At 53.0% G+C, this 24,765-nt stretch carries 23 protein-coding genes (1 of these 23 only partly in view); 3 read left to right on the top strand and 20 right to left on the bottom strand.

What is annotated here, in order from left to right; genetic code table 11:
* The first annotated feature begins 239 nt into the window (after positions 1–239).
* On the top strand, positions 240–1,325 hold the full coding sequence (locus R3I13_RS16840) for a hypothetical protein (protein ID WP_346319119.1): 1,086 nt from the start codon (positions 240–242) through the stop codon (positions 1,323–1,325).
* 66 nt (positions 1,326–1,391) lie between these two features.
* Here R3I13_RS16840 and R3I13_RS16845 read toward each other — a convergent pair whose 3' ends face one another.
* The 19 genes from R3I13_RS16845 to R3I13_RS16935 form a co-directional block, all read right to left on the bottom strand.
* Complete coding sequence (locus R3I13_RS16845; RefSeq protein WP_346319120.1) at positions 1,392–2,666, bottom strand: ABC transporter permease; 1,275 nt, start codon at positions 2,664–2,666, stop codon at positions 1,392–1,394.
* A gap of 126 nt (positions 2,667–2,792) precedes the next feature.
* Positions 2,793–4,166: an NADH-quinone oxidoreductase subunit N gene (locus R3I13_RS16850; RefSeq protein WP_346319121.1), complete on the bottom strand. Its 1,374-nt coding sequence runs from the start codon at positions 4,164–4,166 to the stop codon at positions 2,793–2,795.
* Between the two features lie 31 nt (positions 4,167–4,197).
* A complete protein-coding gene (locus R3I13_RS16855) occupies positions 4,198–5,640 on the bottom strand; it encodes an NADH-quinone oxidoreductase subunit M (protein ID WP_346319122.1) in 1,443 nt (480 codons plus the stop codon).
* 25 nt (positions 5,641–5,665) lie between these two features.
* Entirely contained in the window at positions 5,666–7,564 is a 1,899-nt protein-coding gene (nuoL, locus tag R3I13_RS16860) for an NADH-quinone oxidoreductase subunit L (protein ID WP_346319123.1), read from the bottom strand.
* A 23-nt stretch (positions 7,565–7,587) separates the two neighbouring features.
* Complete coding sequence (nuoK, locus tag R3I13_RS16865; RefSeq protein WP_126249360.1) at positions 7,588–7,905, bottom strand: NADH-quinone oxidoreductase subunit NuoK; 318 nt, start codon at positions 7,903–7,905, stop codon at positions 7,588–7,590.
* A gap of 12 nt (positions 7,906–7,917) precedes the next feature.
* Entirely contained in the window at positions 7,918–8,412 is a 495-nt protein-coding gene (locus tag R3I13_RS16870; RefSeq protein WP_346319124.1) for an NADH-quinone oxidoreductase subunit J, read from the bottom strand.
* A 7-nt stretch (positions 8,413–8,419) separates the two neighbouring features.
* Positions 8,420–8,935: an NADH-quinone oxidoreductase subunit NuoI gene (nuoI, locus tag R3I13_RS16875; protein WP_346319125.1), complete on the bottom strand. Its 516-nt coding sequence runs from the start codon at positions 8,933–8,935 to the stop codon at positions 8,420–8,422.
* A gap of 19 nt (positions 8,936–8,954) precedes the next feature.
* Positions 8,955–10,010: an NADH-quinone oxidoreductase subunit NuoH gene (gene nuoH, locus R3I13_RS16880; RefSeq protein ID WP_346319126.1), complete on the bottom strand. Its 1,056-nt coding sequence runs from the start codon at positions 10,008–10,010 to the stop codon at positions 8,955–8,957.
* Between the two features lie 8 nt (positions 10,011–10,018).
* Entirely contained in the window at positions 10,019–11,125 is a 1,107-nt protein-coding gene (locus R3I13_RS16885; RefSeq protein ID WP_346319127.1) for a 2Fe-2S iron-sulfur cluster-binding protein, read from the bottom strand.
* A gap of 39 nt (positions 11,126–11,164) precedes the next feature.
* On the bottom strand, positions 11,165–12,526 hold the full coding sequence (gene nuoF / locus R3I13_RS16890; RefSeq protein ID WP_346319128.1) for an NADH-quinone oxidoreductase subunit NuoF: 1,362 nt from the start codon (positions 12,524–12,526) through the stop codon (positions 11,165–11,167).
* 177 nt (positions 12,527–12,703) lie between these two features.
* Positions 12,704–13,198, bottom strand: a complete 495-nt coding sequence (locus R3I13_RS16895; RefSeq protein ID WP_346319129.1) for an NAD(P)H-dependent oxidoreductase subunit E — start codon at positions 13,196–13,198, stop codon at positions 12,704–12,706.
* 49 nt (positions 13,199–13,247) lie between these two features.
* The gene (locus R3I13_RS16900; RefSeq protein WP_346319130.1) at positions 13,248–14,234 is read right to left on the bottom strand and encodes a WG repeat-containing protein; all 987 of its coding nucleotides are present in this window, start codon (positions 14,232–14,234) and stop codon (positions 13,248–13,250) included.
* 17 nt (positions 14,235–14,251) lie between these two features.
* A complete protein-coding gene (locus R3I13_RS16905; RefSeq protein ID WP_346319131.1) occupies positions 14,252–15,469 on the bottom strand; it encodes an NADH-quinone oxidoreductase subunit D in 1,218 nt (405 codons plus the stop codon).
* Positions 15,470–15,496: 27 nt separating this feature from the next.
* The gene (locus R3I13_RS16910) at positions 15,497–16,018 is read right to left on the bottom strand and encodes an NADH-quinone oxidoreductase subunit C (RefSeq protein ID WP_346319132.1); all 522 of its coding nucleotides are present in this window, start codon (positions 16,016–16,018) and stop codon (positions 15,497–15,499) included.
* A gap of 19 nt (positions 16,019–16,037) precedes the next feature.
* The gene (locus R3I13_RS16915; protein ID WP_120518632.1) at positions 16,038–16,601 is read right to left on the bottom strand and encodes an NADH-quinone oxidoreductase subunit B; all 564 of its coding nucleotides are present in this window, start codon (positions 16,599–16,601) and stop codon (positions 16,038–16,040) included.
* 71 nt (positions 16,602–16,672) lie between these two features.
* Entirely contained in the window at positions 16,673–17,068 is a 396-nt protein-coding gene (locus R3I13_RS16920; protein WP_346319133.1) for an NADH-quinone oxidoreductase subunit A, read from the bottom strand.
* A 237-nt stretch (positions 17,069–17,305) separates the two neighbouring features.
* A complete protein-coding gene (locus R3I13_RS16925; RefSeq protein ID WP_346319134.1) occupies positions 17,306–19,060 on the bottom strand; it encodes a tetratricopeptide repeat protein in 1,755 nt (584 codons plus the stop codon).
* A 241-nt stretch (positions 19,061–19,301) separates the two neighbouring features.
* Positions 19,302–21,023, bottom strand: a complete 1,722-nt coding sequence (locus R3I13_RS16930) for a tetratricopeptide repeat protein (protein WP_346319135.1) — start codon at positions 21,021–21,023, stop codon at positions 19,302–19,304.
* A gap of 41 nt (positions 21,024–21,064) precedes the next feature.
* Complete coding sequence (locus tag R3I13_RS16935) at positions 21,065–21,961, bottom strand: substrate-binding domain-containing protein (protein WP_346319136.1); 897 nt, start codon at positions 21,959–21,961, stop codon at positions 21,065–21,067.
* A 590-nt stretch (positions 21,962–22,551) separates the two neighbouring features.
* Here R3I13_RS16935 and R3I13_RS16940 point away from each other — a divergent pair.
* Positions 22,552–22,986 (top strand): low molecular weight protein-tyrosine-phosphatase, encoded by a 435-nt coding sequence (locus R3I13_RS16940; protein WP_346319137.1) that lies wholly within the window; start codon positions 22,552–22,554, stop codon positions 22,984–22,986.
* Between the two features lie 28 nt (positions 22,987–23,014).
* A complete protein-coding gene (gene hisS / locus R3I13_RS16945; protein WP_346319138.1) occupies positions 23,015–24,358 on the top strand; it encodes a histidine--tRNA ligase in 1,344 nt (447 codons plus the stop codon).
* An 80-nt stretch (positions 24,359–24,438) separates the two neighbouring features.
* Here the strand turns inward: hisS and R3I13_RS16950 are convergent, their stop codons facing one another.
* Positions 24,439–24,765: the 3' end of an SDR family oxidoreductase gene (locus R3I13_RS16950; RefSeq protein WP_346319139.1), read on the bottom strand. The gene runs 633 nt beyond the window's last position; the window shows 327 of its 960 coding nt (coding positions 634–960); the start codon falls outside the window, past its right edge; it ends in the stop codon at positions 24,439–24,441.

A 24,765-nucleotide genomic window follows, 5' to 3' on the forward strand; every position in this document is an offset into this window, starting at 1 on the left:
CCGAAGAGTGCGACGCAACGGCGGCTTCATAGCGGGCGGGAGCCCGGCTCCCAATTAATCCGCCACTCACAAAAATTCGATCCTTGCCGGGCGGTCGTACGCTATATAATTATCAAGATCACCGTTATGATAACCCGGTATTTGAGAAGGCGGGCCGGGTATTATTGCAACTTTAACATTTACGATCTTGACCTGGAACACGGAAAACGCTTATTTTAGTAGAGATAAAAACCCATACCATGAAACATCTGCCATTATTTTTCAGCGCTATTTTCCTGGTACAAACAGTCTACGCACAAGACGCCGTGTACGCGGATAACGCGCCCGACAAAAACTCTTCCGCCGACAGAAGGGCCATTCACCTGAAAACATACAGTCAATACGAATTACAGCTGGATAAAGTAGCCGCCATTGAAGTCCTTTCCGTTCAATGGGATACCGCCCGGCTGGGGTTTGCGCAGGTAGGCATGGCCAACCGGCGTATAGAAGTGGTGCCCGACCTGCCCCACAATCAATATTTGCAGCAGTACATTAACCAGCAGTACGGTAGCAAACTGTCTCCTTCCGGCGTGCACCTGCTCTGGGCAGTGAAAGATGTGCGCGTCAACGAAAGGACCTTTCAGCTCAAAGAAAAGGCCTTTTGCCGGCTGAAAGCAGATGCCTACATCTCGCGTGACGGCCAGCAGTACGCATTTGTACAGGCATTTGACACCGTGATCGTGCGCAACGGCGGTGATGTTACCAAACGCCACGATGAGAATGTCGCGGAGGCCCTGTACGAGCTGCTGCGCACTACGCTGAAAAAAGGCCTGCCCCTGCTGGATGCGCAGCCTTCCCTGCAACCAAAGAATACTATTCAAACAGCGCAGCTGGCCGTACAGGAGATGCCCATCCTGCAGGACGCAGCCTATGTGGAAGGTGTGTATACCTCTTTTAAGGAATTCAAGGCCAACAAGCCTTCCATCACGGCATTCAAAACGGAAAAAGTAAGAACGGGGATCAAATTGTATACCGACGACGCAGCGCATACACCCCTTGAGAATGCCTGGGGCTTTTGTATAAAAGGTGAGTTGTACCGCGTCAGTGAGGGCGCGGTTCTCCCCATTGAAAAAAGCGGGCATGGCTTCGTGCTGTCCAACTACCTGCAGAAAGCGAAACGACGCAACCAGGCAGTGTTCTGGAGTGCCGTGGCTGGCGGCGTTATCGGGACTACCATTACCACATCTGCCATGAAGCCGTATATGGTGACCACCATTCCTTATATCACCAAACAATACCCCGAAGCCACGGCGCTTGATATGGAAACAGGAGAATTGACGTTGTAAAATATCCGAATAAAAAAGAGGAGGATGTCAACATTGATTGACACCCTCCTCTTTTTTTGTTGACAGTTATTCATACCGCAGGGCTACGATCGGGTCCAGTTTAGAAGCCTTTATGGCAGGATAGATCCCGGAAATAAGTCCTACCATCCCGCACAGCGCAATGCCCATGGAGATCCACAGCCAGGGCACTACAAAGGCAGAGCCCAGCAGCAGCGACATGAGGTTGCCCAGCATCATTCCCAGGAAAACGCCCAGCAGCCCGCCCATCACGCTGATAATGATCGCTTCGAACACGAATTGCTGGCGGATGGCCGGGCCAGTGGCCCCCATCGCTTTGTTCACACCGATCTCGCGCGTGCGTTCAGCCACAGATACGAGCATGATATTCATCAACCCGATAGCGGAGCCGAACAGGGTAATGAAACCGATCAGCGCAGCGCCCACGGTCACCGTGCCCAGCTGGCGAAACAACAGCTCCGCGATACTGTCGCTGCGGCTCATATAGAAATTATTTTCTTCGTTGATATCCATTTTCCGGATGATCCTGAACACGCCGGTAGCCTCGCCCATCGCGGCATCCATCTTGGACACATCATCTACGTTCACATTCACCTGGTAAGAAGCCCAGGGGCGGTTGAACACGCGGCGCGTGCTGGTCACGGTGGTGATCACCACATTGTCCGCACTCATCATGTTGCTGCTTCCTTTTTCCTTCAGCAGCCCGATCACTTTGTACCGTACGTTGCCGATGCGGATATTATCGTTCACAGCCCTTTCGGGATGGTCGCCATACAGTTTCTTGGCCACATCGCTGCCCAACACAGCCACGTTCCGGCCGGATTCGATGTCTGCTTTGTTAAAATTGCGGCCCATCGTCAGTTCATAGTTCGACAAACCCAGGTAATTTTCATCCCCGCCGATCACCTGCACCGTGGGATTGGTCTTCTTATCGTCTTTATACACCGTCATATTCCCCCCTGCCCTGAAAGACACGCTGACCACGGCGGGGAAGGTATATCTTTCCTTGAAGGCCATAGCTTCCTGGAAAGTGATCACTTTATTCTGGTTGGAGGTGCGCACTTTCCCTTTTTTCGTAGTGCCGCGGGTGGCGTTGCCCGGCCCGCCGATGCGCACTTTCAGCTCGCGGTTGCGGATGGAGAAGCCGTTGGCACCCATGCTGGCGAAGCTGTTGTAAATGGAGCTCTGGATGGAATCTATAGCGGTAAGGATGCCCACCAATGCCATGATGCCGAAGGCAATAATGAAAATGGTAAGCCCGGCCCGGAGGCGGTTGGCGCTGATGGAGCGCATGGCGAGGGAAAATGTATCTCTTAATCGCATAACGACGGTTAGTATAAAGTTAACGGATTTCCCTTATCAAAAGCACCTTTCAGGATGAGTGGCAGGGGTATAAAAAAACAGCACAACGGTTAGGTTGTGCTGCTCAATCAGTTGAATGCCTTTTGCTTACAGGAATTGCAGCAGCAGGCCGGGGAACACGCCGAGGATGATCACAACGGCCGCGGCCAATAGCAGCGCCGCTTTGAAGCCGCCTGTAATGGGCAGGGTCTCAGCGTCGCCGGCTTTGAAATACATGGCGATGATCACGCGGAAGTAATAGTAGGCGCTGATGGCGGCGCAAAGCACCCCCAGTATCACCAGCCACAGCAAACCGCCTGCCTGCACGGCTGCGCTTAGCACAAAATACTTCGCGAAGAAGCCGGCCGTCAGCGGGATGCCTGCGAGGCTCAGCAGGAAGATGGTGGTAACCAGCGCCAGCAAAGGCTCTTTGCGGGCCAGGCCGTTATATCCGTCGAATGTATAATCTTTCAGTTTCAGGAGTACGGCAAACACGCCGATGGTAGCTACGCTATACGCCGCGGCGTACAGTATCAGCCCCTGGGTGGCCGTTTCGTTGTTTGCCACAACGGCAAACAGCATAAAACCGGCCTGCGCGATGCTGGAGTAGGCCAGCATCCTTTTCACGCTCTGCTGGAATACTGCCGTGAAGTTGCCGACCAGCAGCGTGGCAGCCGTGATCAGCGCGATGATGAGCTGCCAGTGATGGGTAAGGTTGCCGCCGGTGAAGCTCACATAAAAAAGGCGCATAAAAGCGATGAAGCTGGCTGCTTTCACCACGGTGGCCATAAAGGCGGTGAACACGGTGGGTGAGCCGTCATATACGTCGGGCGTCCAGAAGTGGAAGGGGGCGGCGGATACTTTGAAGGCCAGGGAAAACGCGAGCAGGATGATGCCGCATAATGCCAGCGGGCTAAGGTCTCCAGCGCCAAGGCCCATTTCACGGAGATTGAAGGTACCGGTAGCGCCGTAGATGAGGGCAATGCCCATCAGCATGATGCCGGTGGTGAAGGAGCCTGTCAGGAAATACTTCAGGGAAGCTTCGTTGCTTTTCAGGTTCTTTTTATCTGCGCCCGCCAGGATATATTGGGGGATGGAAATGATCTCGATAGCGAGGAACAGCATCAGCAGGTTGCTATAAGATGCGGTAAGGGTGATGCCGCTGAGGATGAAGAACACCAGGGCGAAATAATCCGCAACGTCTTCCCCTACTCTTTCGAATGCGCTGCCGCACAGCAGGAAATAGAGGAACGTGGAAGCGATGGCCACCCCGTTGAACAGCACGGAAAAGCTGCTTGCTTCCACCATGCCGTGCAGCACTACACTGCTGCCGCCGGCCAGCATGCCGTCGTACCAGTTTGCAATGAATGCAAGGATGGTACCTGCAATGGCGAAATATTTTATTTGCTGCTTATTCTTCACGAACAGGCCCACGAACATCAGAACAATCCCGAATACAGCAGTTGTAATTATTGCGTTCATATCTTAGCGTTACAGAATCTCAATTTAATAATCAGCGGATAACAGCGGTTACGGCTTCCTGCAAACCAAAGCCTGACGCGAGGTCCAGCAGGGGTTTGGGATACACGCCCAGCACAAAGATAACAGCTGTAATGCAGGCCATCGCCAGCATTTCGCCGGCGCGCAGGTCTGTAGTGGTGGCGGTAAGCGCATTGGCTTCGCCGAACAATACTTTCTGCAGCATGCGCAGCATATACACGGCGGCCAGGATGATGGCCAGGCCGGCGATGGCGGCAAACCACGGATTGTACTGGAACAGCCCGCTGAACATCAGGAACTCGCCGACGAACCCGTTGGTGAGCGGCAGGGCGATATTGGCCAGGCTCACGATCACCAGCAGGATGGCCAGTTTGGGCGCATAGGTGGCAATGCCGCCCAGCTCAGCCATGTTCTTTATTTTCAGGCGTTGCTCTATCACTTCCACGATGATCCACAAACCGATGATGTTGATACCGTGGTTGAACATCTGCACCTGCACGCCTGCGAGGCTTTGTTCGTTATTCGCAAAGATGGCCGCGCTCATCAGCCCGATGTGGGCGATGGAAGAATACGCGATCAGTTTCTTGAGATCAGATTGCATGATGGCGATGCAGCTGGCGTAGATAATACCGATCACGCTCAGCACGATGGCCGCTTCCTGCCACATGTACACGCCCTGCGGCAGTACGGGCACCAGCCAGCGCATTACGCCGAAAAGACCCATCTTCACCATAATGCCGCTCAGCACCATGGTAACGGGAGTGGGCGATTGTTCGTAAGTATCGGGCTGCCAGGTATGGAAAGGAAACACCGGCATCTTGATGGCGAATGCCACGAAGAAGAGCCAGAACAACCAGGATTGTTCACCATTGCTCAGGGAGAGGCTGGTGAAAGCCTGCCAGCTGAAGGAACCGGGCGTCTGGAAGTAGATGTAAATAATGCCTACCAGCATCAGCAGGGAACCGGCAAAGGTGTATACGAAGAATTTGAATGTAACGGGCACCGCTCTTTCGCCACCCCACATGGAGCAGAGGAAATACACGGGAATGAGCGCCAGTTCCCAGAAAAAGTAGAACAGCAGCGCGTCGTAGGCGAGAAATACGCCGAGCAGGCCGGCCTGCGAAAGCAGCATAAGACCATAGAAGCTGCCTGCATTTTCATAGCTCCGGCTAAAAACAGTGATGAAGATCAGCGGGAAGGAAATGGTAGTGAGCAGCACCAGCATGAGGCTCAACCCATCCAGGCCTACTTTGAACTGGCTGTTCAGCTGCGGTATCCAATCCGCTGTGAATTGCAGGGAATCGGGGGCAGACTGGTACTGCGTCCAGGCGACTGCTGCAATGGCCAGCGTGGCTAATGACGACAACAGGCTGAATACCTTTGCACCCGGCCCTTTCAGTCCGAATGTGATCAGACCTGTTATCAAAGGAATCAATATGAGTAATACTGTCAACATATCTTTTTCTTAATCCGCTACTGATTTATAAAAACAAACTGATCACAAACAATACGATCATACCTATCACCATGGCGAAGATGTAGAAACCCACCTGGCCGTTCTGCAGCAGCCTGATCTGGCGGCCGCCCCATTTCACACCGGTGCCAACGCCGTTCACCAGCCCGTCTATCCCGGCTTTCTCTACCACGTCCTGGAAGAAGCGGCTGAGCACCATGAGGGGTTTTACGATGATGGCGTCGTAGAGTTCGTCCACATACCATTTATTTTCCAGCACTTTCGCGATGCCGGTGTTTTCGGCGCCGCCGTCTGTATAGTTAATGAATTTACTGCGGGCGAAAAGGATCATTACGATCACAAGGCCGGTGCTCAGGCCCATCAGTCCCCATTCCAGCCCGTGGCTGAGATGGTGGACATGCAGGTACGGAGCGGAAGGCGCGAAGATCGGGCTAAGGTATTCCGCCAGCAGGTGCGGCGCGCCGAATACTTCGGGCAGGCCTACGTAACCGCCGATGACAGAAAGTACAGCAAGCACGATCAGCGGCAGGGTAATAGCGGCGGGGCTTTCATGCAGGTGATGTTCCTGCTCGTGCGTGCCGCGGAATTTGCCGGTGAAGGTGATGTAATAGAGGCGGAACATGTAGAAGGCCGTCATGAGCGCACCGATAAGCGCGAGGGCGTACATGACCTTGTTATATCCCCAGGCGTGGGCCAGTATCTCGTCTTTGGAAAAGAACCCGCTCAGCCCCGGTATGCCTGCAATGGCGAGGCAGCCGATGAGGAAAGTAATATTGGTGATGGGCATCCATTTCTTGAGGCCGCCCATCTTGCGAATGTCCTGCTCGCCGCCCATGGCGTGGATCACGGAGCCGGAGCCAAGGAACAGGAGCGCTTTGAAGAAAGCGTGCGTCATCACGTGGAACACGGCGGCGGTGTAAGCGCCAACGCCCAGCGCGAGGAACATATAACCCAGCTGGCTCACGGTGGAGTATGCCAGCACTTTTTTAATGTCGTTTTGTTTGAGTGCAATGGAAGCCGCCAGCAGCGCGGTTACGAGGCCAACGATCGCAACGATCGCCTGGATGTGCGGCGCCAGTGAATAGATCACGTTGCTGCGGGCCACCATGTAAATACCGGCAGTCACCATCGTAGCGGCGTGGATCAGGGCGGATACCGGGGTAGGACCGGCCATCGCATCGGGCAGCCAGGTGTATAAAGGTATCTGTGCTGATTTCCCCATGGCGCCGATAAACAGCAGCATGGCGATGGCAAACAGCACACCGCTGCCTTCACCGAGGGCGGGCACTTTGTCGAATACTTCAATGAAGGTAACAGAACCGAACTGCTGGATGAGCAGGAAGATACCGAGCAGGAAGCCCAGGTCACCAATGCGGTTCATGATGAAAGCCTTGTTGGCGGCTTTGTTGTAGTTGATGTTCTTAAACCAGAAGCCGATGAGCAGGTAAGAGCAGAGGCCCACGCCTTCCCAGCCGATGAACATCATCACGTAGTTGGCGCCCAGCACCAGTATGAGCATGGAGAACACGAAGAGGTTCAGGTATGCGAAGTAGCGCGCGAAGCTTTCGCTGCTTTCTTCATGCATATAGGAAGTGGAGTAGATGTGTATCAGCGATCCCACGCCGGTGATGATCAGCAGGAACAATGCGCTCAGCTGGTCTACCTGGAAAGCGAAGGGAATGTGCAGGCTGCCTGCGCTGATGAAATCGAACAGTGAAACCACCTGCGGGGCGAAGCCCGGCTGCCGCACTTCAAAGAAAATGAGCAGGCTGATCACAAAAGCCGCCAGCACAGTGCCGCTACCTATCACGCCGGTCAGCGATTTAGGTAAAAAATTCCGGCCCAATCCATTGATCAGGAAACCTAACAACGGTAAGAACGGTACCAGCCAAACAAGATGTATCATCGATCTATACTATTTTTAAATTCCTAGTTTTTCAGTCTGCTGAGAATATTGATGTCTACCGAATGCGTATTGCGGTACATCATCACGATAATGGCCAGGCCCACGGACACTTCTGCCGCTGCCACTACCATTACAAAGAATACAAAGAGCTGCGCGGAGGCGGCGTCTATGCGGCCGGCGTCTACCCACATTTTGGAGAAGGCTACCAGCAAAAGGTTTACGGCATTCAGCATCAGCTCTATGCACATAAAAATGATGATCGCATTCCTGCGCATCAATACGCCCATGATCCCGATGCAGAACAGGGCGATACTGAGAAAGATGTAATATTGAACCGGCATGAATTCGTTTTTTTATTTTTTACCGATGACCACAGCCCCTACCATTGCGCTCAGGAACAGCACGCTGCTGAGCTCGAAGGGTACCACGTAGTTGGTGAACAATGTTTTACCAAGGTTGGAGATCAGCCCGATGTCTGTAGCGTTGCCGGACTGTATGGCGGGCACACTGGCGTCTCTCAGGGCGGCTACCAGCACCAGCAGCAATGCGCCGCCGCTGATGGCCCCGGCGTATTTCAGCCAGTTGCGTTTCTGGGGCTCAATGTCTGCATTGAGGTTCATCATCATCAGCACGAACAGGAACAACACCATGATGGCGCCGGTGTATACGATGAGGTGCACTACAAACAGGAACTGCGCGTTGAGCATAATGTAATGCCCGGCAATGGCCACGAAGCAGGTGATCATGCACAGCACGCTGTTAACGGGATTTTTGCTCAGGATGACGCCCAGTGCCGCCGCAATGGCAACCGCGGAAAGCACCGTAAAAATAATCAGATCTATTCCCATTGCCGTTTTACTTGTTTACAGTGATTGGATGTTTAGGATCGGGGATCAGCAGGTCGTCTTTCCCATAGATGAAGCCTTTACGCTGGTAGTTGGCCGGCGCGAAGGTCTCCGTCATATAGATGGCCTGTTTGGGGCAGGCTTCTTCACAGAATCCGCAGAAGATGCAGCGCAGCATGTTGATCTCGTAACGCGCGGCATATTTCTCTTCACGGTACAGGTGCTCTTCACCCGGCAGGCGCTCGGCGGCTTCCATGGTGATGGCTTCGGCGGGACAGGCAACCGCGCACAGGCCGCAGGCGGTGCAGCGCTCGCGTCCTTCCTCGTCGCGGTTCAGGATGTGCAGGCCGCGGAACACGGGGCTGAAGGGGCGTTTCTCTTCAGGGTAGTTTACCGTGGCCTTTTTCTTGAATATATGCGAAAGGGTAATACCCATGCCTTTGGCAATGGCCGGTAAATACAATTTCTCCCAGAATGTCATGGGCCTCCTGTCTACCGGTTGCGCCCTGTTTGTTAATGCTTGCATATAAAGAGTTTCAGCGTTATTAGTTAAAACCGTTCTGGCGGTACAGTATCACCGCGCCGGTGATGATCATATTCAGCAAAGCCAGCGGTATCAATACTTTCCATCCGAGCTTCATCAGCTGGTCGTAGCGGAAGCGCGGAAGCGTCCACCTCACCCACATGAAGAAGAAGATGAAAACGAATGTTTTCAGGAACAATGCACAGATGCCCAGGATGGTCACCAGGTTCGGGCTGAGGCCCAGGCTGTCCATATAAGGGAAGCTGTAGCCGCCGAAGTACAGCGTGGCCATGAGCGCGGAGCTGATGAACATGTTGATGTATTCGGCGAAGAGATAGAAACCGAGTTTCATGGAAGAATATTCCAGGTGATAACCGCCGTTCAGCTCGTTTTCCGCTTCGGGAAGGTCGAAGGGGGTACGGTTACATTCCGCGAATGCGCAGATGAGGAATATGAGGAAACCGATGGGCTGCAGCACTACGAACCAAACGCCGGCGCGCTGTTGCTCCACGATGTCTTTCAGGCTGAGGGAACCGCTGATCATAAACAGCGCGATGAGGGAAAGCCCCATGGGCAGCTCGTAGGAGATCACCTGCGAAGCGCCGCGGCAGGCGGCCAGCAGGGAGAATTTGTTGTTGGAAGCCCAGCCGCCGATCATGATGCCGTATACGCCCATACCTACAACGGCCATGATCCACAGTACGCCGATGTTCACATCAGCGATCTGCAGGCTCACAGCATAATCGCCGAAGGTGAGCACGTCGCCCCAGGGAATTACTGCACTGGTCAGGCAGGCGGTGAGCATGGCCATGGAAGGACCGAGCACGAACAGGAAATGGTTGGCCGTGGCGGGGATGATCTCTTCTTTGAAGAACAGCTTGCCCCCGTCTGCCAATGGTTGCAGCAGGCCGAAAGGACCCGCACGGTTAGGGCCGCGGCGGTCCTGTATCCAGGCTGCCACTTTACGCTCGCCCCAGGTGGAGTACATCGCGATCAGCAGGGACAGGCCCAGCACCGCCGAGATCAGCAGCAGTTTTTCAATTACAAAAGACCAGTCAAATGATGTCATCAGATCCATATCTCGCTTTATTGAACGCCATTGTTTTTAGGAAAATCTGTCGAGTGCGCGGGCCCTTCAATTTTGCTGAGGTCCACCGCGGGCTGGTTCACTTCGCTCACGGTATGGATGTTCATCAGCAGCTTGGGCTGGCGGCCGTCCATCACTTTGGCCACGGTTTCATGCGGCTTGTGTACGCCTACGTAATGGCCCTGTGAGATCACGCTGTAACGCGCCACTTTACGGGGGCCTTCAACCACCCAGTCTTTTACATCTTTTTTCTCGAAGCGGCAGGTATCGCAGATGAATGCTTCCACTTCGCCGTATTTGTCTTTGCGGGCGGTTACGCGGAAGATCTCGTCGCCGCGCATCCAGAGCACCGTTTTGCCGCAGCAGTTCGGGTCATGGCACTCGCGGTGGGCGTCTACGGGTTTCAGGAACCATACGCGGTTCTTAAACCGTGCGGTCCTGTCCGTTAGTGCGCCTACCGGGCAAACGTCTATCACGTTGCCGATGAAGTTGGTATGATCAAGCGATGCTTTGATGTAAGTGCTGATCTCGGAGTGGTCGCCGCGGCCAAGGATGCCGTGCTGGCGGTTGTTGGTGAGCTGGTCTGCGGTGAACACGCAGCGGTAGCAAAGGATGCAGCGCGTCATGTGCAGTTTGATGTGCTCGCCGATATCTTCTTTTTCGAAGGTCCTGCGTTTGAATTCGTAGCGGGTGCCTGATACGCCGTGCTCATAGCTGAGGTCCTGGAGGTCGCATTCGCCGGCCTGGTCGCACACGGGGCAGTCCAGCGGGTGGTTCAGCAGCAGGAATTCCACAACGCCTTTACGGGCGTCCAGCACTTCGGGCGAAGTGATGTTGGCCACTTCCATGCCGTCCATCACCGTGGTGCGGCAGCTGGCTACCAGCTTGGGCATGGGGCGGGGGTCCGCATCGGAGCCTTTGGATACTTTCACCAGGCAGGTACGGCATTTACCACCGCTGCCCTGCAGTTTGGAATAATAACACATCGCAGGCGGCACAATATCCCCGCCGATCATGCGGGCGGCATTCAGGATAGTGGTGCCGGGCTCCACTTCCACCGGTATGTTATCGATCTTGACCTTGAATAATTTCTTTTCTTCCGCCATTATAAAAAAGTAAAAAAGAAAAATAATGTTGTTTCCTTATCACACTACCGCCGCGGGTATGGGCAGCGGGTCCGCATAATGCGCCAGCCCGAAGTTCCGTTTCACGGCTTCTTCCGGGTGGGTCACATGCCATTCGAACTCGTCCCTGAAGTGGCGGATGGCAGCGGCAACAGGCCATGCGGCCGCATCTCCGAGGGGGCAGATGGTGTTGCCCTCTATTTTCCGCTGTATGTCCCACAACAGGTCTATATCGCTCATTTTGCCTTTCCCGTTCTCGATGTTCAGCAGCACTTTTTTCATCCAGCCGGTACCTTCGCGGCAGGGGCTGCACTGGCCGCAGCTTTCATGGTGGTAGAAGCGGGCCAGGCTCATGGTGTGGCGCACCACGCACTGGTCTTCGTCCAGCACAATGAAACCGCCGGAGCCCATCATGGAGCCGGTGGCGAAGCCGCCGTCGTTCAGGCTTTCGTAGGTCATCATGCGCGTTTCGCCTTTGGCTGTTTTGAGCAGCAGGTTGGCGGGCAGGATGGGTACGGAAGAACCGCCGGGGATGCAGGCCTTCAGGCGTTTGCCGTTCGGAATGCCGCCGCAGTATTCGTCTGAGTAGATGAATTCTTCTACTGAAATGTTCATGTCGATCTCATACACGCCAGGCTTGTTGAGGTTGCCGCAGGCGGAAATGAGCTTGGTGCCGGTAGATTTGCCGGTACCGTATTTGGAATATTCGTCGCCGCCGATGTTGATGATAGGTACTACTGCAGCGAGCGTTTCCACGTTGTTCACCACGGTAGGGCTCTGCCAGAGGCCTTTCACAGCGGGGAAAGGTGGCTTGATGCGCGGGTTGCCGCGTTTGCCTTCCAGCGATTCGATCAGCGCGGTTTCTTCTCCGCAGATGTAAGCGCCGGCGCCGCGCTGGACGTAGATGTCCAGGTCAAAACCGCTGCCCTGGATGTTCTTACCCAGCCAGCCGTTCTTATGCGCGTCTGCAATGGCTTCTTCGAGTATATCGGGGATCCAGGCGTATTCGCCGCGGATGTAGATGTAAGTGCGGTTAGCGCCGAGGGCGAAGCTGGAGATCAGCAGGCCTTCAATGAGCAGGTGAGGGATAAATTCCATCAGGTAGCGGTCTTTGAAAGTACCGGGCTCCGATTCGTCCGCGTTGCAAACGAGGTAACGGGGCACTCCTTCCGGTTTCGCCAGGAAGCTCCATTTGAGGCCCGTCGGGAAACCCGCGCCGCCACGGCCGCGGAGGCCGCTTTTCTTCACTTCTTCTGTCACCTGATCCGGGCTCATGCTCTTCAGGGCCTTTTCAGCAGCGGCATAACCGCCGTTCTTCCGGTATACGTCATAGTACCGGATGCCTTCTATATGCGCCTTATCTAACAATAATTTACGTCCCATTGTCTCGCTTTATGTAAAGGTTGCCGCTTCTGTATTGCATTCCCGCGGCAAGTGTTTTATTTTTCTCTGCTGTGGCCGCTCTTTGCAGCCCTGTTTGTTTTTATGTATCCGGCCGCAGCGCTCCTGTCAGCTCCGTTGCGTCGCACTCTTCAGCTTTCAGCTCTCACCCCGGCAGGCTCAGTTCGCCTGCGCCCGGCACTCCGCGATGATCTGGTCCACTTTCTCTTTGGTCAGGTGCTCCTTGTAAAACTTGCCCAGCTGCATCATTGGCGCATAACCGCAGGCGCCGAGGCATTCCACCGTTTTGAGGGTAAACAGCCCGTCGGCCGTCGTCTCTCCCACTTCGATCCCCAGCTTCTGTTTGATATATTCAATGATGTTGTCTGACCCGCTTACCATGCAGGGACCGGTATGGCAAACCTCGAAGAGATATTTACCAACCGGCTTCAGGTTGTACATGGAATAAAAAGTCGCCACTTCATACACTTCGATGGGCGTGATCTGCAGCAGTGAAGCCACATAATCCATCGTTTCGGAACTCAGCCAGCCGCCGAACGATTCCTGGGCCAGGTGCAGCACCGGAATCAACGCGCTCTTCTGCTTCCCTTCCGGGTAGCGCGCTATGATCTCTTTTACTTTATTCAGCTTCTCTTCAGAAAATTGAACGGCCATTGATTAATCTTCTTTATTTAAAATTGCTTTTGTCCTTTATCGTTGTGTATCATTTCGAACAGTATTCCACTCCGTTACAATCCACGTAGAATGAGCGTTTCCCGGCTGTCACCAGCGCAATCCCCCAACGGTAGTCGAAAGGTTCCACGCTGTCGTATTTGCAGGGTATCACTACATTTCCCTTTCTGTCCATGAATCCCCATTTCTCTTTGTCCTTCACGCAAAAACGGTCGGTTTCCGCGTCGTATCTTTCTATCCGCTGGTGCGTTGTTCCTATCATTTTTCCATGGCCGTCCAGCAGTGCCCAGGTATTGTCGTCATTGTTTACGTTATACCAGTCAAGGCTCCAGGCCTCCATCTTTTCGATGCTCCGGTATTGCGCGGGCAATACCACTTTGCCTTTCGCGTACACGCCCCAGCGGAGTTTTTCATTCAGCACTTCGTAGGCCCTGGTATCATCTTTCAGCCGCATGCCCCGGATCTCTTCAAACTCAATGGGCACAATGACATTCTTTTTGTCGTCCACCACGCCGAATTTCCGGCCTGTCCTCACCAGGTAATCGGTAGCGGTCAGGCGGCGTACCTCATCGTAAATCGCCGGCACGGTAGTGTCTTCTTTCAGGATAAAACCCTGCTTGCCGTTGGCAGAATAATTGGATGGCCATGAACCTTCCCGTTCGAACTGCACTACTTCCTGCGGCTTTTTTTCATCCCCACCGGTCACCGGCCTGGTTTCTCCGTTCCTGTTCACCCAGAAGGCCTGTTTGCCTCTGCGCACGTAGGCTTCGTCTTCCTTCGCCCAATGCCAGTTCTCCGTGTTTCCCGGCGTTTGTCCGAAGGGAAAAACTTCGTCGTACACTGCGGGTATCACCAGTTTTTTCGTGCTGTCGCAAAATCCCCACTTCGTGCCTTTCAGGAAAGGGATCAGCGCCGCTCTCGGCCCTGTGCAGGGTTTCGGCAGGTTTCCCTGCGCCATGGCCGCCTGCAGGGCGGTTATGCATATTAAAAAACAAAGAACTTTTTTCACAGGTATCATAAGGAACGTAATTGTTGCTAAGCATCCAGCTCTCCCGCGATCAGGTTCAGCGAACTCATACAGATGATCGCGTCGCTAAGCATCGCACCCTTCACCATTTCAGGATATGCCTGGTAATAGATGAAGCAGGGCCTGCGGAAATGCAGCCTGTACGGCGAACGGCCCCCATCGCTGATGAGGTAGAAGCCCAGCTCCCCGTTTGCGCCCTCTACAGGGTTGTACAGTTCTCCCGGCAGTATATCGCTCTCACCCATCACGATCTTGAAGTGATAGATGAGCGCTTCCATTTTCGTATATACATCATCTTTATCAGGCAGGTAATATGCCGGAACATCGGCATGATATACATCTTCCGGCAGTTGTTTCAGCTTTTCCATGGCCTGGCGGATGATGCTCAGGCTCTGCCACATTTCCGCATTGCGCACCAGGAAGCGGTCGTATGTATCGCCGGTGCTGCCAACAGGAATGCTGAATTCAAAGTCCTGGTAAGAACTGTACGGGTTGGCCACGCGCACGTCGTAGTCCACGCCGGTGGCGCGGAGGTTAGGACCTGTAAAACCGTAGCTCATGGCCCTTTCAGCGGAAATACCGCCTACGCCCTGGGTACGTTCCATGAAAATGCGGTTGCGCGTAAAGAGGTTCTCAAACTCTTTCAGCACATCCGGGTATTCAGCGAGGAACCTTTCTATTTTCTGGAAAGCGGCGGGGGTGAAGTTCCTTTCGAAACCGCCCACGCGGCCGATATTGGTTGTAAGACGGGAGCCGCAGATCTCTTCATAGATCTCGTATACCAGCTCACGGTACTGCATTACGTAGAGGAAGCCGGTGAAAGCGCCGCTGTCTACCCCGATCACAGAGTTGCAGATCAGGTGGTCCGTAATGCGCGCCAGCTCCATGATGATCACGCGGAGGTAATCCACGCGCTTGGGCGTTTGAATACCCAGCAGCTTCTCTACGGTGAGGTGCCAGCCGATGTTGTTGATGGGAGCGGAACAATAGTTGAGACGGTCCGTCAGCGGCGTGATCTGGTAATATGGCCTGCGTTCCGCGATCTTTTCAAATGCGCGGTGAATATAACCTACGGTAGGCGTGGCAGACACGATGCGCTCGCCGTCCATTTCCAGAATGTTCTGGAACACACCGTGCGTGGCAGGGTGGGTAGGCCCCAGGTTGAGCGTACTGGTCTGCTTCTCGATGGAGCCTTCCGGTAATTTTATATGTTGCTGCTCTGACATATCCTAGCTTGCTAATAGTAGTTTAAATTAAATCCCGACGCTTCCTCCGCGGCCGAACATTTCATCATCTTTGTCTACCCTGCTCTGGTCTTCCAGCGGGAATTCCTTGCGCATGGGGAAGTAATCCATTTCATCCACGTTCAGGATGCGGATCAGGTTGGGATGGCCCACAAAATCGACCCCGAAGAAATCGTACGTTTCCCTTTCCATCCAGTTGGCACTGGCAAACAGCTGTGAGGCTGTAAATACCTGCGGCGCCTGGATGTCGGTAAACACTTTGAAGCGGAGGCGCACATTGGGCACAAAGGCATGGAGATGGTACACCACGGCCAGTTCCGCCCCTTTCTGATCGGGATAATGCACGGCAGTGAGGTCGGACAGGAAGCGGAATTGCAGGTCCTCTTCGTCGTACAGGAACTGCATCACCTTCAGGTTCAGCTCTTTGGGAGCGTGGAAGGACATGATGCCGTGCGACTCTTCAAAGTTCGTCAACGCCTCGCCGAATTTCTCAACCAGCCTGTTTTTTATATGCTCGTTCGTCAAAGACATGTATAAGCTATTATCGTTTCTATTCTATTCCATAGGAGTTCATCAGATCCTTGTACCGGTCCGAGTGGCGGCGGCGGAGGCTTTCCTCGCCCACCAGGTCCTGGATGCGCATCACGCCGTCCAGGATGGCTTCCGGGCGGGGCGGACAGCCCGGCACATATACGTCTACCGGGATGATCTGGTCTATGCCCTGCAATACGGAGTAGGTATCGAAGATACCGCCGCTGCTGGCGCAGGCGCCCACGGCTATTACCCAGCGGGGCTCGGCCATTTGCAGATATACCTGGCGCAGTACAGGACCCATTTTTTTGGCGATGGTGCCCATCACCATCAGCAGGTCGCACTGGCGGGGCGTAAAGCCCAGGCGCTCGGAACCGAAACGCGCCAGGTCGTAGTGGGCGGCCATGGTAGCCATGAATTCAATGCCACAGCAGGATGTAGCGAACGGTAAAGGCCAGATAGAGTTTTTACGCGCCATGCCTATCACCTTATCGAAAGAGGTGGCAAAAAAACCTTCGCCGGAGTAGCCTTCCGGCATTTCCACCAGCTTCACCTTATTATTAAACTGAACAGGACGAGACATATTCTTTACCCTCCTTTCCCGCCACACGAAAAACAGCGGGAATATTATTAATAGTTAACTTAATCGAAGTACTAGTCTTCCCAACGCAGCGCTCCCTTCTTGATAATGTAGAAGAAACCGCCCATAAAGAATGCCACAAATGCCAGCATGGCCAGGAAACCCTCCCAGCCCAGCTCTTTAAAATTAACAGCGTACGGATAGAAAAAGATCACCTCCACGTCGAACAAAACGAACAGGATGGCGGTCAGGAAATATTTGATGGCAACCGGCTGGCGGGCATTTCCCATTTGCTCGATGCCGCTTTCAAAGTTCTCAAGCTTATCCTTGGTTTTCCGTTTAGGCCCTAAAAAATGGGTGGCGATCATCGTAATACCAACAAAACCCAGTGCCGCAATCAGTTGTAAAATGATAGGAAAATAACTGAATGGAGTGTTGTTAGCAGTCAAAAGTTCAGAGGCAAAAAACATAAGCTTCCCATATAAATTGTCCGAAAGCGCAAAAATACTGCAACTAAACTAGAAATCAAATCGACGACGACAAGAAATCTAATCTTTTTTTTGTATATGTAATATAATAAGATATGATTACTTGGTTTCCATAGTTTCCGGCTTAGGGTACTTTATACATAATGGATTGACTCTAAATGCGTAACATAAAAAGCCCGGGCAGGTTGCCCGGGCTTTGATATGCTAAGGTTCTGAATGTTAATTATTTGGCCTGGCCGGCGTTGTACGCCCGGCGCCGCTCCGGTTGTTCGAGGTTCTGTTGTTGTTCTGGTTCTGGATATCCCTGATCTGCTTCACAGGCTCACTGTTCGGATCCAGCGGGGTGAGCTTGTCCATGTATTTCTGCAGGTTCGCCTTATCTTCTTTGTTATAATAGTACACCATCAGGTAAGTATATGCTTTGATCAGGCCGGCCTTGTTCTTCACCGGGTCTGCCTCAGCCATGCTCAGGTATTTCTCGAAATATGGCAGGGCTACGCCTGTTTTGGCCTCCACGTCCCGCGCCGCGGCGGCCATTCCTTGCCAATAGTGGCCGGTGGTGAGGTCCGGGTAATTGGTGGCCAGCTGGCTGAAGGCTGAATCCGCCTTTACCAGCATAGTGGTATCGGTGGTGGAACCGGCGGAAGCCAGGTAATAGTTGATACCCACGTTATACCAGTCAACAGCTGCCGGTTTTTCTTTCTGTTCTATTTTCAGGTCCGCATACTTTTTATACCACTCCCCTGCCTTGCCGAACACGCGGGCCGCCTGGAAGGCTTTGGCCACCTCTTCGTAACGGTCCAGTTCTTTCACGGTATCAGCATTGGCGTATTGTTCCAGGTAGGTCAGCGCTTTCTGGTCTATGCCGGATTGGGTGGCAGAATCCTGGTATTTGATACGGCCGTAGATCTCGCTGCCGAGTTTATAGTCGATCGGCTCCAGCTTGCTTTCGCCGGTTTTCTGCACGTATTCGTCAAATGACTTCTTCGCGCCCAGGGAATCCCCTTTCTGCAAATAAGCATCCGCGATCAGGCGTTCCAGCTTCATCTTATAAGCCTCGTTGGCCTGCGGGATGAGGCCTTTAGCCTTGGTGATGGCGCCGTCATAATCCTTGTCCAGGAACATGATGGAAGTTAAATAGTACTCATTCTTGGTTTTATCCGCCTGGTCAGACAGGGCGAGGTATTTCTGCAAATATTCTTTAGCCTTTGGAAGCGAGAACTGGCGCGGCTTCGGCGTGTAGTAGAATTGGTACAATTCGTAGAAAACGGGCGCGTAGTTAGGGTCCAGCTGCGCGGCCTTGGCATAATCGCCCACGGCCTGTTCCAGCAGCTTGGCGTTATAATTCACATGCCCCTGCTTCATGACGGCTTCAGCGTTGTTGGCTTCCAGCTCCAGCGCTTTTTCGTAGGCTGAAATGGCCTTGCCGCCGTTCTCACCGCCCATGTAGCGGTAAACGTCGCCAAGTTCTATATAATCCGCTGCAACGGGCTTATACCCTCTCCTGCTGTCGTTGCCGTTCAGCAGGGTTTCCATGGTGGTGAGGGCGTAAGCCTTATCTCCCCCTTTCACTTCCGTATTCGCATCTGCAATGGCGCGGGCCACGTCGCCGTTCTTTCCTTTGGTGGCGGCAGTGGCGGCGTCAAATTTTTGTTTTGCCGCGGCGGCGTTGCCATTGAGAAGTTCTATCCGTCCTAAACCGGCATTCAGCAGCGGTGAATTGGGAACAGCCTGCAAGCCTTTCTGGAATGCGGCGGCGGCGCCGTCTTTGTTCTCCAGCCCCAGTTCCGCTATACCGAGATAATAATACGCCCGGTCATCATTCGGCTTGGCGGCTATCGCTTTCTCGAAATCAGATTTTGCGGTTGCATATTTACCATAATAAAGGTTCTTCAACCCATCGTCTATCGTTTGAGCCATTACCCCGCCAGCCAGGAAAAGCAGGGCAATGAGTGTACTTATACGCTTCTTCATGGTTTTTTAATTTAATCCGTTAATCTAAACATTACTGCGGCCAGATAAGTTCGGCTGCAATATGGGTTCATGTAATAAAAAAACATGCCAGAGTGAGCCACGATGGCTGTTCAGTCATTACTGAATTTACTCATTTATTTCGGTAAAAACAATGCAAGGAAACGTTAAAACCTTGCCTGGAGCGCAAATAAAAAGGGCAGCGCCGGTACAGCGCTGCCCTTTTGCAGGAAAATACTTTATCTTATTTGGTGCCTTTTGAAGCGGCTGCTTTGGTGGCCGCAGCAGAGGCTGCCTTTTCAGTGGATGCGAGGTTTTCCTTCACCTGGCGAACGGTGTCGTTGTTCGGGTCGAAGGCCAGCAGTTTGTCCATGTAGGGCTGCATGTTGGTCTTGTCGTCCAGGTTGTAGTAGTACAGCATCAGGTAAGTGTACGCGTTGGTCAGGAACCTTTTGTTCTTGGCTTCGTCTTCCGGTTTTACCAGGGAAACGTATTTCTCGAACGGCGCTTTAGCCCTGCCTTCTTTCGCCAGCTGGTCCAGTGCGGCGTTGGCCATACCATGCCAGTAGAAGCCGGTCACCTGCTCAGGATATTTAGCGGTGAAAGCAGTCCAGGAGCTGTCTGAAGCGGCGTAGTTGCCTGCGTAGTACTCATAGAAGCCTTTATAGAAGTGGTCGGATACTGCGCCGGGATTTTCTTTCACCTCCACAGCTTTGCCATACCATTTGGCTGCTTTAGCATAGTTACGCATGTCTTTGAACGCTTCTGCCACGTTCCTGAAAGATTCAGCATCTTTTGCCGTATCGGTCTCTGCATATCTTTCCAGGTATTTACCGGCGAGGTCTTTGTAACCAGCCTGGGTTGCGGAGTCTGAAGTCTTCAGCTTGCCGTAGATGGCGCTCAGCAGTTTCAGGTCGTTGGAGCTCAGCTTGTCTTCGCCGGTAGTTTTTACGTGCTCGTCCATGAGGGCTTTTGCGGAAAGGGAATCGCCTTTCTGCAGGTGCGCGTCAGCGGCCAGCAGGGTGAGCTTGCCTTTATACACTTCGTTAGCGGAAGCCATCAGGGATTTTGCCTTGGTGATAGCGGCATCGTAGTCTTTCTGGTAGAAAGCGATGGCGGCTAGGTAATATTCGTTCTTCGCTTTGTCTGACGGGTCGCCTACTTCAACGTATTTCTGCAGGTACTGCGCAGCATGCGGCAGGGAGAACTGTTCTTTTCTTTGCGTGATGTAGAACTGGTACAGCTCGAAGTAAGCCGGGGCGTAGTTAGCGTCCATGTTGGTGGCTTTAGCCCAGTCTTCCACGGCTTGTTTCAGCAGCTTGGCGTTGTAGTTCACCAGGCCTTGTTTCATTACCGCTTCGGCGTTGTTGGGTTCCAGCTCCAGCGCTTTTTCGTAAGTGCTGATAGCTTTACCGCCGTTCTCACCGCCCAGGAAGCGGTAAGCGTCGCCCAGCTCGATATAATCGGCTGCGGTGGCTGTATACATTTGTTTTTTCTTGCGTCCTTCGTTGTTCAGCAGTTTTTCCATGGTGCTGAGCGCATAACCGCGGTCGCCGCCGATAATTTCTGAGTTGGCATCTGCGATGGCGCGTGCAACGTCGCCGTCGCGGCCTTCGGTGGCGGTGCTGGCCGCTTCAAATTTCTGTTTGGCCTCTGCAGACTTACCGTTCAGCAGATCTATGCGGCCAAGGCCTGCGGTGAGCAGGGGGGAGTTGGGCACTGCGGTGAGGCCTTTGGAAAAGGCGGCAGCGGCAGCGTCTTTGTTTTCCAATCCCAGTTCAGCTATCCCCAGGTAGTAATAAGCGCGGTCATCCGTCGGTTTTGCAGTGATGGCTTTTTCAAGATTCTGCTTCGCGGTTTGGTATTTGCCATAATACAAATCCTTTAAACCATCTTCCACAGATTGTGCCATGGCTCCGTTGGCTATGCAAAGCATGGCTACAAATAAACTGTTCCTTCTGTTCATGAGCAATCCGGTTTTAGTTGTGTTTATCAGTATTTATTTTTTCACTTTAAAGTGGCTTCCCTGAAGACAATATTCAATCTTGCAGGATACAATTTATACTTGCCTATCAGCAGTTGGCCTTCCTGGCCGCCGAGGAAGGTAGCAAACCCCGCGCCAAGACCCTGATAGGGCTCTTTCAAAATGTAGAACATTCCCCGTGTGAGCGGGTATGATTTCATGCCAATGTAGAACTGGTAAGGTTTTACAAAGTCTGTGTTATTATCTGCGCGCAATTTAACAGTGGTCACCATATTGGTGAACTCGATCGTTTTTGTGTCGTTCGTGTCTGATATCCAGTTCACGCCGATCACGCCGATGGCGTCTTTATTCTTTGATACGTGATCGATCACTTCCGGGTTCGACTTGGCCGCCATGGTAGTGGCGGGAAGCGGCTTCCCTTTGTTGATGGAATCGCGGATGAAGCGCACGGTGCTGGAATTCTGGTGGTCGAATACGATCTGCCATTTACGTTCGCTGGTGCCGTCCATGATCTTGCGCACCTGGTCCATCGTGAGGATGGAGTCCGGGTTGCTGTTGTTCACGATCAGGGCGATGGCGTCCGTAGCGAGCTGCAGGCTCTGCGGGCGTATCTTTTCCTTTTTGAAGAATTCCTTTTCGTCCTCTTTCAGGTCGCGCGTAACGATGATCATGCGGGAGCTGTCGTTGAACATATCTTTGAAACAGTCCGCTTCCGGTTTGTATTCTGCGATGATCTTCGTTTTCGGGTATAGTGACTGAAATACACGGATCTCTGATTCTATCAGCGGCTGATAAGTTTCATCCACCGAAATACGCATGGTACCTGAAGTGGGGGTATCTTTCTCACCGCCTTGGGATGAGCCGCCGGCACAGCCTGCGATGGTTATTGCGAGCACAGAAGCCGTCAATAACGAGCCCATCCAGTTTTTAGCTTTTAAAAACATACACACAGTCTAATGGTGAAAAATTGATCAAAAAAATAATTGCTTAACGCCCCTGTACACACGAAATAATCCATACGCACATAATACGCCGCCCAATGCATAGGTCAGCTCGGTGGAAATGTTCAGCTTACCAAATCCCAGCTTCTCTGAAAATAGCGCATACAAACCGAAAAGGATAAAGAAGACTCCCCTTATCAGTTCGCCCATGGGGCGGTATGACACATTCATCCGTTTGTTCGTGTTATCGTTCTCCTGTTGCATTAGTGGCAAATTACAAGTATACAAAAAAAATTGTTTTATTCTAGTTATGCAAACTTTATTCGTTTGTTAAAAAACCCGCCAGGCCTGGTTCGGGAGTTTGCAATTAAGATGCGCCGGCTAACAGTTTCCATATGGATTCCATATTACACTAAAGTTTTAACATATGCAATTGTGCCGGAATACGTTGCGCACTTCCCTGAAAATGTGGTAGTTTTGCGATCTGAAAAAACGGGGGGAACGCAGGCCGGCAAAGGAAATTAACCAGCTGGTTTACAGTTGTTTATCCCGGAAGCAATCTGAACACAATGAAAATTTTAATGGTCTGCCTCGGCAACATCTGCCGCTCGCCCCTCGCGGAAGGCATTCTACGGCATTTATCCGATCAGCGGAGCCTGGGCTGGGAGATCGATTCGGCGGGCACGGGCAACTGGCATGTGGGGCATCCTCCCGATCCCCGCTCGGTAAAGGTAGCCGGGCTGCATGGGATCGATATTTCGGGGCTCCGGGGGCGGCAGTTCCAGGCGGAAGACTTCGATACCTTCGACAGGATATTCGTAATGGACCTGGACAATTACCGCGACGTACTGCGCAAAGCGCGCAGCGACGCGGATCGGGGGAAGGTACAATTATTGCTGGAACACCAGCAGCCCGTGCCCGATCCGTGGTACGACGATGCCCTTTTCGAGCCTGTGTACAAGCTGATCTTTTCCGCGTGCGAGCGCATCGTCAGGAACAGTTGATTTATTCAAACATTACATTTTTCGCATAATGATAAAACTTAGTATCCCGCAAGGCACCCGCGATTTTGGGCCGGAAGTGGTGCGCAAGCGCAACTACATTCTTTCCACTATCCGCAAGACCTTTGAACTGTATGGATTCCAGCCGCTGGAAACGCCCGCCATGGAAAACACCTCCACCCTGCTCGGCAAATACGGCGAGGAAGGCGACCGGCTGATCTTTAAAATACTCAACAACGGCGACATCCTCGGGCAGGCGCAGATGGCGAAAGACAGCAGGGAACTGGGTTTGCTGCTTTGTGAGAAATCACTGAAATATGATCTCACCATCCCTTTCGCCCGTTACGTGGTGATGAACCATGGCAAGCTCAACCTCCCTTTCAAACGTTACCAGATACAGCCGGTGTGGCGCGGCGACAAGCCGCAGCGCGGCCGCTACCGCGAGTTCTACCAGTGCGACGCCGATGTGGTGGGAAGTCCTTCCCTGGTCAATGAAGTGGAGCTGCTGAAGATCTACGATACCGTTATGACCGAACTCGGCCTGGACGGGTATCAGCTGAAAGTCAACAACCGCAAGGTATTGGCCGGTCTTGCCGAACTGGTGGGCCGTCCCGACCTCATGACCGACATCACCATCGCCATCGATAAACTGGACAAGATCGGTGCGAACGGCGTGCGGGAAGAGCTGGCAGAGAGAGGCCTGCAGCCTGCGGAGATCAATACCGTGATGGATTTTATTTCCGCAGAAGGTACCAATGATGAAAAGCTGGAGCGCCTCGGCAAGCTGCTGGCGGATTCGCCCACGGGCTTAAAGGGGGTGGAAGAACTGCGGTTCATCGTCAGCAGCAATCTCACCGGCTTCAAATCCGCTCCCATCATCGATCTTACGCTGGCGCGCGGGCTGAATTACTATACCGGCATGATCGTGGAAGTGAAAGCGCCGGCACAGGTGAATATGGGCAGCATCGGCGGCGGCGGCCGTTACGACGACCTCACGGGATTGTTCGGTCTGCCGGGTATTTCAGGCGTAGGTATTTCGTTTGGGGTAGACAGGATCTATGACGTGCTGGAAGAGCTGAAGCTGTTTCCCGCCACAGCACAGCAAAGCACCAGGGTGATCTTTTTCCACCCCGGCGCGGAGAAGCTGGCTGAGGTGTTCGGGTATGTTAGCCTGCTGCGCGAAAGGGGAATCGTTGCCGAACTTTACCCGGACGATATCAAGCAGGATAAGCAATATAAGTATGCCGAGAAACGCGGCATCCCTTTCATCGCTTACCTGGAAGACAGCGCCCCGGGCGTTATTTCCATCAAGAACATCCCGCTTAAACAACGATATAATATCAAGCCGGAAGAACTGGCCGGTTTTGAGTTTTAAGAGAAAAGCGTCCCGGAAGAATCCGGACGCTTTTTTTACATAACTAAACTCTATATGTCTGTTCCAGTGAATTGTTAGTGTTATTCCCAGGCTCCGGTTCCCACCTTTTTGCCGGAAGCGAAACGCCAGTAGCTGTAGAACTCATCATCCAGGGGCTTGTAGAGATAATCGGGGATCACGTCACGGAGATGGTTGCCCCAGTGCGGGGTGGTGCCATCGCGGTCTGTGAAGCCATATTCATCGGAGAGGTTCCAGGAACTGAAGACCTTGCCGGTTTTGGAGAATACATTGGGATCGGCGGCCAGTGCAGCGGCAGCGCGGCCTACGAACCATGGGGTTTCCGAGGCGATGAAGTTCTTATCTTTCTTTGTGCCTTCTTTCCAGTTGTTTTCCGTAACACCGAAATA

This window comes from Chitinophaga sp. YIM B06452, assembly GCF_039655965.1.
In the GTDB taxonomy this organism is placed as follows: domain Bacteria; phylum Bacteroidota; class Bacteroidia; order Chitinophagales; family Chitinophagaceae; genus Chitinophaga.

Excerpts from the sequence above, each read along its gene's own strand:
- R3I13_RS16840 (WP_346319119.1), top strand. The coding sequence starts at position 240 with ATGAAACATCTGCCATTATTTTTCAGCGCTATTTTCCTGGTACAAACA.
- R3I13_RS16845 (WP_346319120.1), bottom strand. The coding sequence starts at position 2,666 with ATGCGATTAAGAGATACATTTTCCCTCGCCATGCGCTCCATCAGCGCC.
- R3I13_RS16850 (WP_346319121.1), bottom strand. The coding sequence starts at position 4,166 with ATGAACGCAATAATTACAACTGCTGTATTCGGGATTGTTCTGATGTTC.
- R3I13_RS16855 (WP_346319122.1), bottom strand. The coding sequence starts at position 5,640 with ATGTTGACAGTATTACTCATATTGATTCCTTTGATAACAGGTCTGATC.
- nuoL (WP_346319123.1), bottom strand. The coding sequence starts at position 7,564 with ATGATACATCTTGTTTGGCTGGTACCGTTCTTACCGTTGTTAGGTTTC.
- nuoK (WP_126249360.1), bottom strand. The coding sequence starts at position 7,905 with ATGCCGGTTCAATATTACATCTTTCTCAGTATCGCCCTGTTCTGCATC.
- R3I13_RS16870 (WP_346319124.1), bottom strand. The coding sequence starts at position 8,412 with ATGGGAATAGATCTGATTATTTTTACGGTGCTTTCCGCGGTTGCCATT.
- nuoI (WP_346319125.1), bottom strand. The coding sequence starts at position 8,935 with ATGCAAGCATTAACAAACAGGGCGCAACCGGTAGACAGGAGGCCCATG.
- nuoH (WP_346319126.1), bottom strand. The coding sequence starts at position 10,010 with ATGGATCTGATGACATCATTTGACTGGTCTTTTGTAATTGAAAAACTG.
- R3I13_RS16885 (WP_346319127.1), bottom strand. The coding sequence starts at position 11,125 with ATGGCGGAAGAAAAGAAATTATTCAAGGTCAAGATCGATAACATACCG.
- nuoF (WP_346319128.1), bottom strand. The coding sequence starts at position 12,526 with ATGGGACGTAAATTATTGTTAGATAAGGCGCATATAGAAGGCATCCGG.
- R3I13_RS16895 (WP_346319129.1), bottom strand. The coding sequence starts at position 13,198 with ATGGCCGTTCAATTTTCTGAAGAGAAGCTGAATAAAGTAAAAGAGATC.
- R3I13_RS16900 (WP_346319130.1), bottom strand. The coding sequence starts at position 14,234 with ATGATACCTGTGAAAAAAGTTCTTTGTTTTTTAATATGCATAACCGCC.
- R3I13_RS16905 (WP_346319131.1), bottom strand. The coding sequence starts at position 15,469 with ATGTCAGAGCAGCAACATATAAAATTACCGGAAGGCTCCATCGAGAAG.
- R3I13_RS16910 (WP_346319132.1), bottom strand. The coding sequence starts at position 16,018 with ATGTCTTTGACGAACGAGCATATAAAAAACAGGCTGGTTGAGAAATTC.
- R3I13_RS16915 (WP_120518632.1), bottom strand. The coding sequence starts at position 16,601 with ATGTCTCGTCCTGTTCAGTTTAATAATAAGGTGAAGCTGGTGGAAATG.
- R3I13_RS16920 (WP_346319133.1), bottom strand. The coding sequence starts at position 17,068 with ATGTTTTTTGCCTCTGAACTTTTGACTGCTAACAACACTCCATTCAGT.
- R3I13_RS16925 (WP_346319134.1), bottom strand. The coding sequence starts at position 19,060 with ATGAAGAAGCGTATAAGTACACTCATTGCCCTGCTTTTCCTGGCTGGC.
- R3I13_RS16930 (WP_346319135.1), bottom strand. The coding sequence starts at position 21,023 with ATGAACAGAAGGAACAGTTTATTTGTAGCCATGCTTTGCATAGCCAAC.
- R3I13_RS16935 (WP_346319136.1), bottom strand. The coding sequence starts at position 21,961 with ATGGGCTCGTTATTGACGGCTTCTGTGCTCGCAATAACCATCGCAGGC.
- R3I13_RS16940 (WP_346319137.1), top strand. The coding sequence starts at position 22,552 with ATGAAAATTTTAATGGTCTGCCTCGGCAACATCTGCCGCTCGCCCCTC.
- hisS (WP_346319138.1), top strand. The coding sequence starts at position 23,015 with ATGATAAAACTTAGTATCCCGCAAGGCACCCGCGATTTTGGGCCGGAA.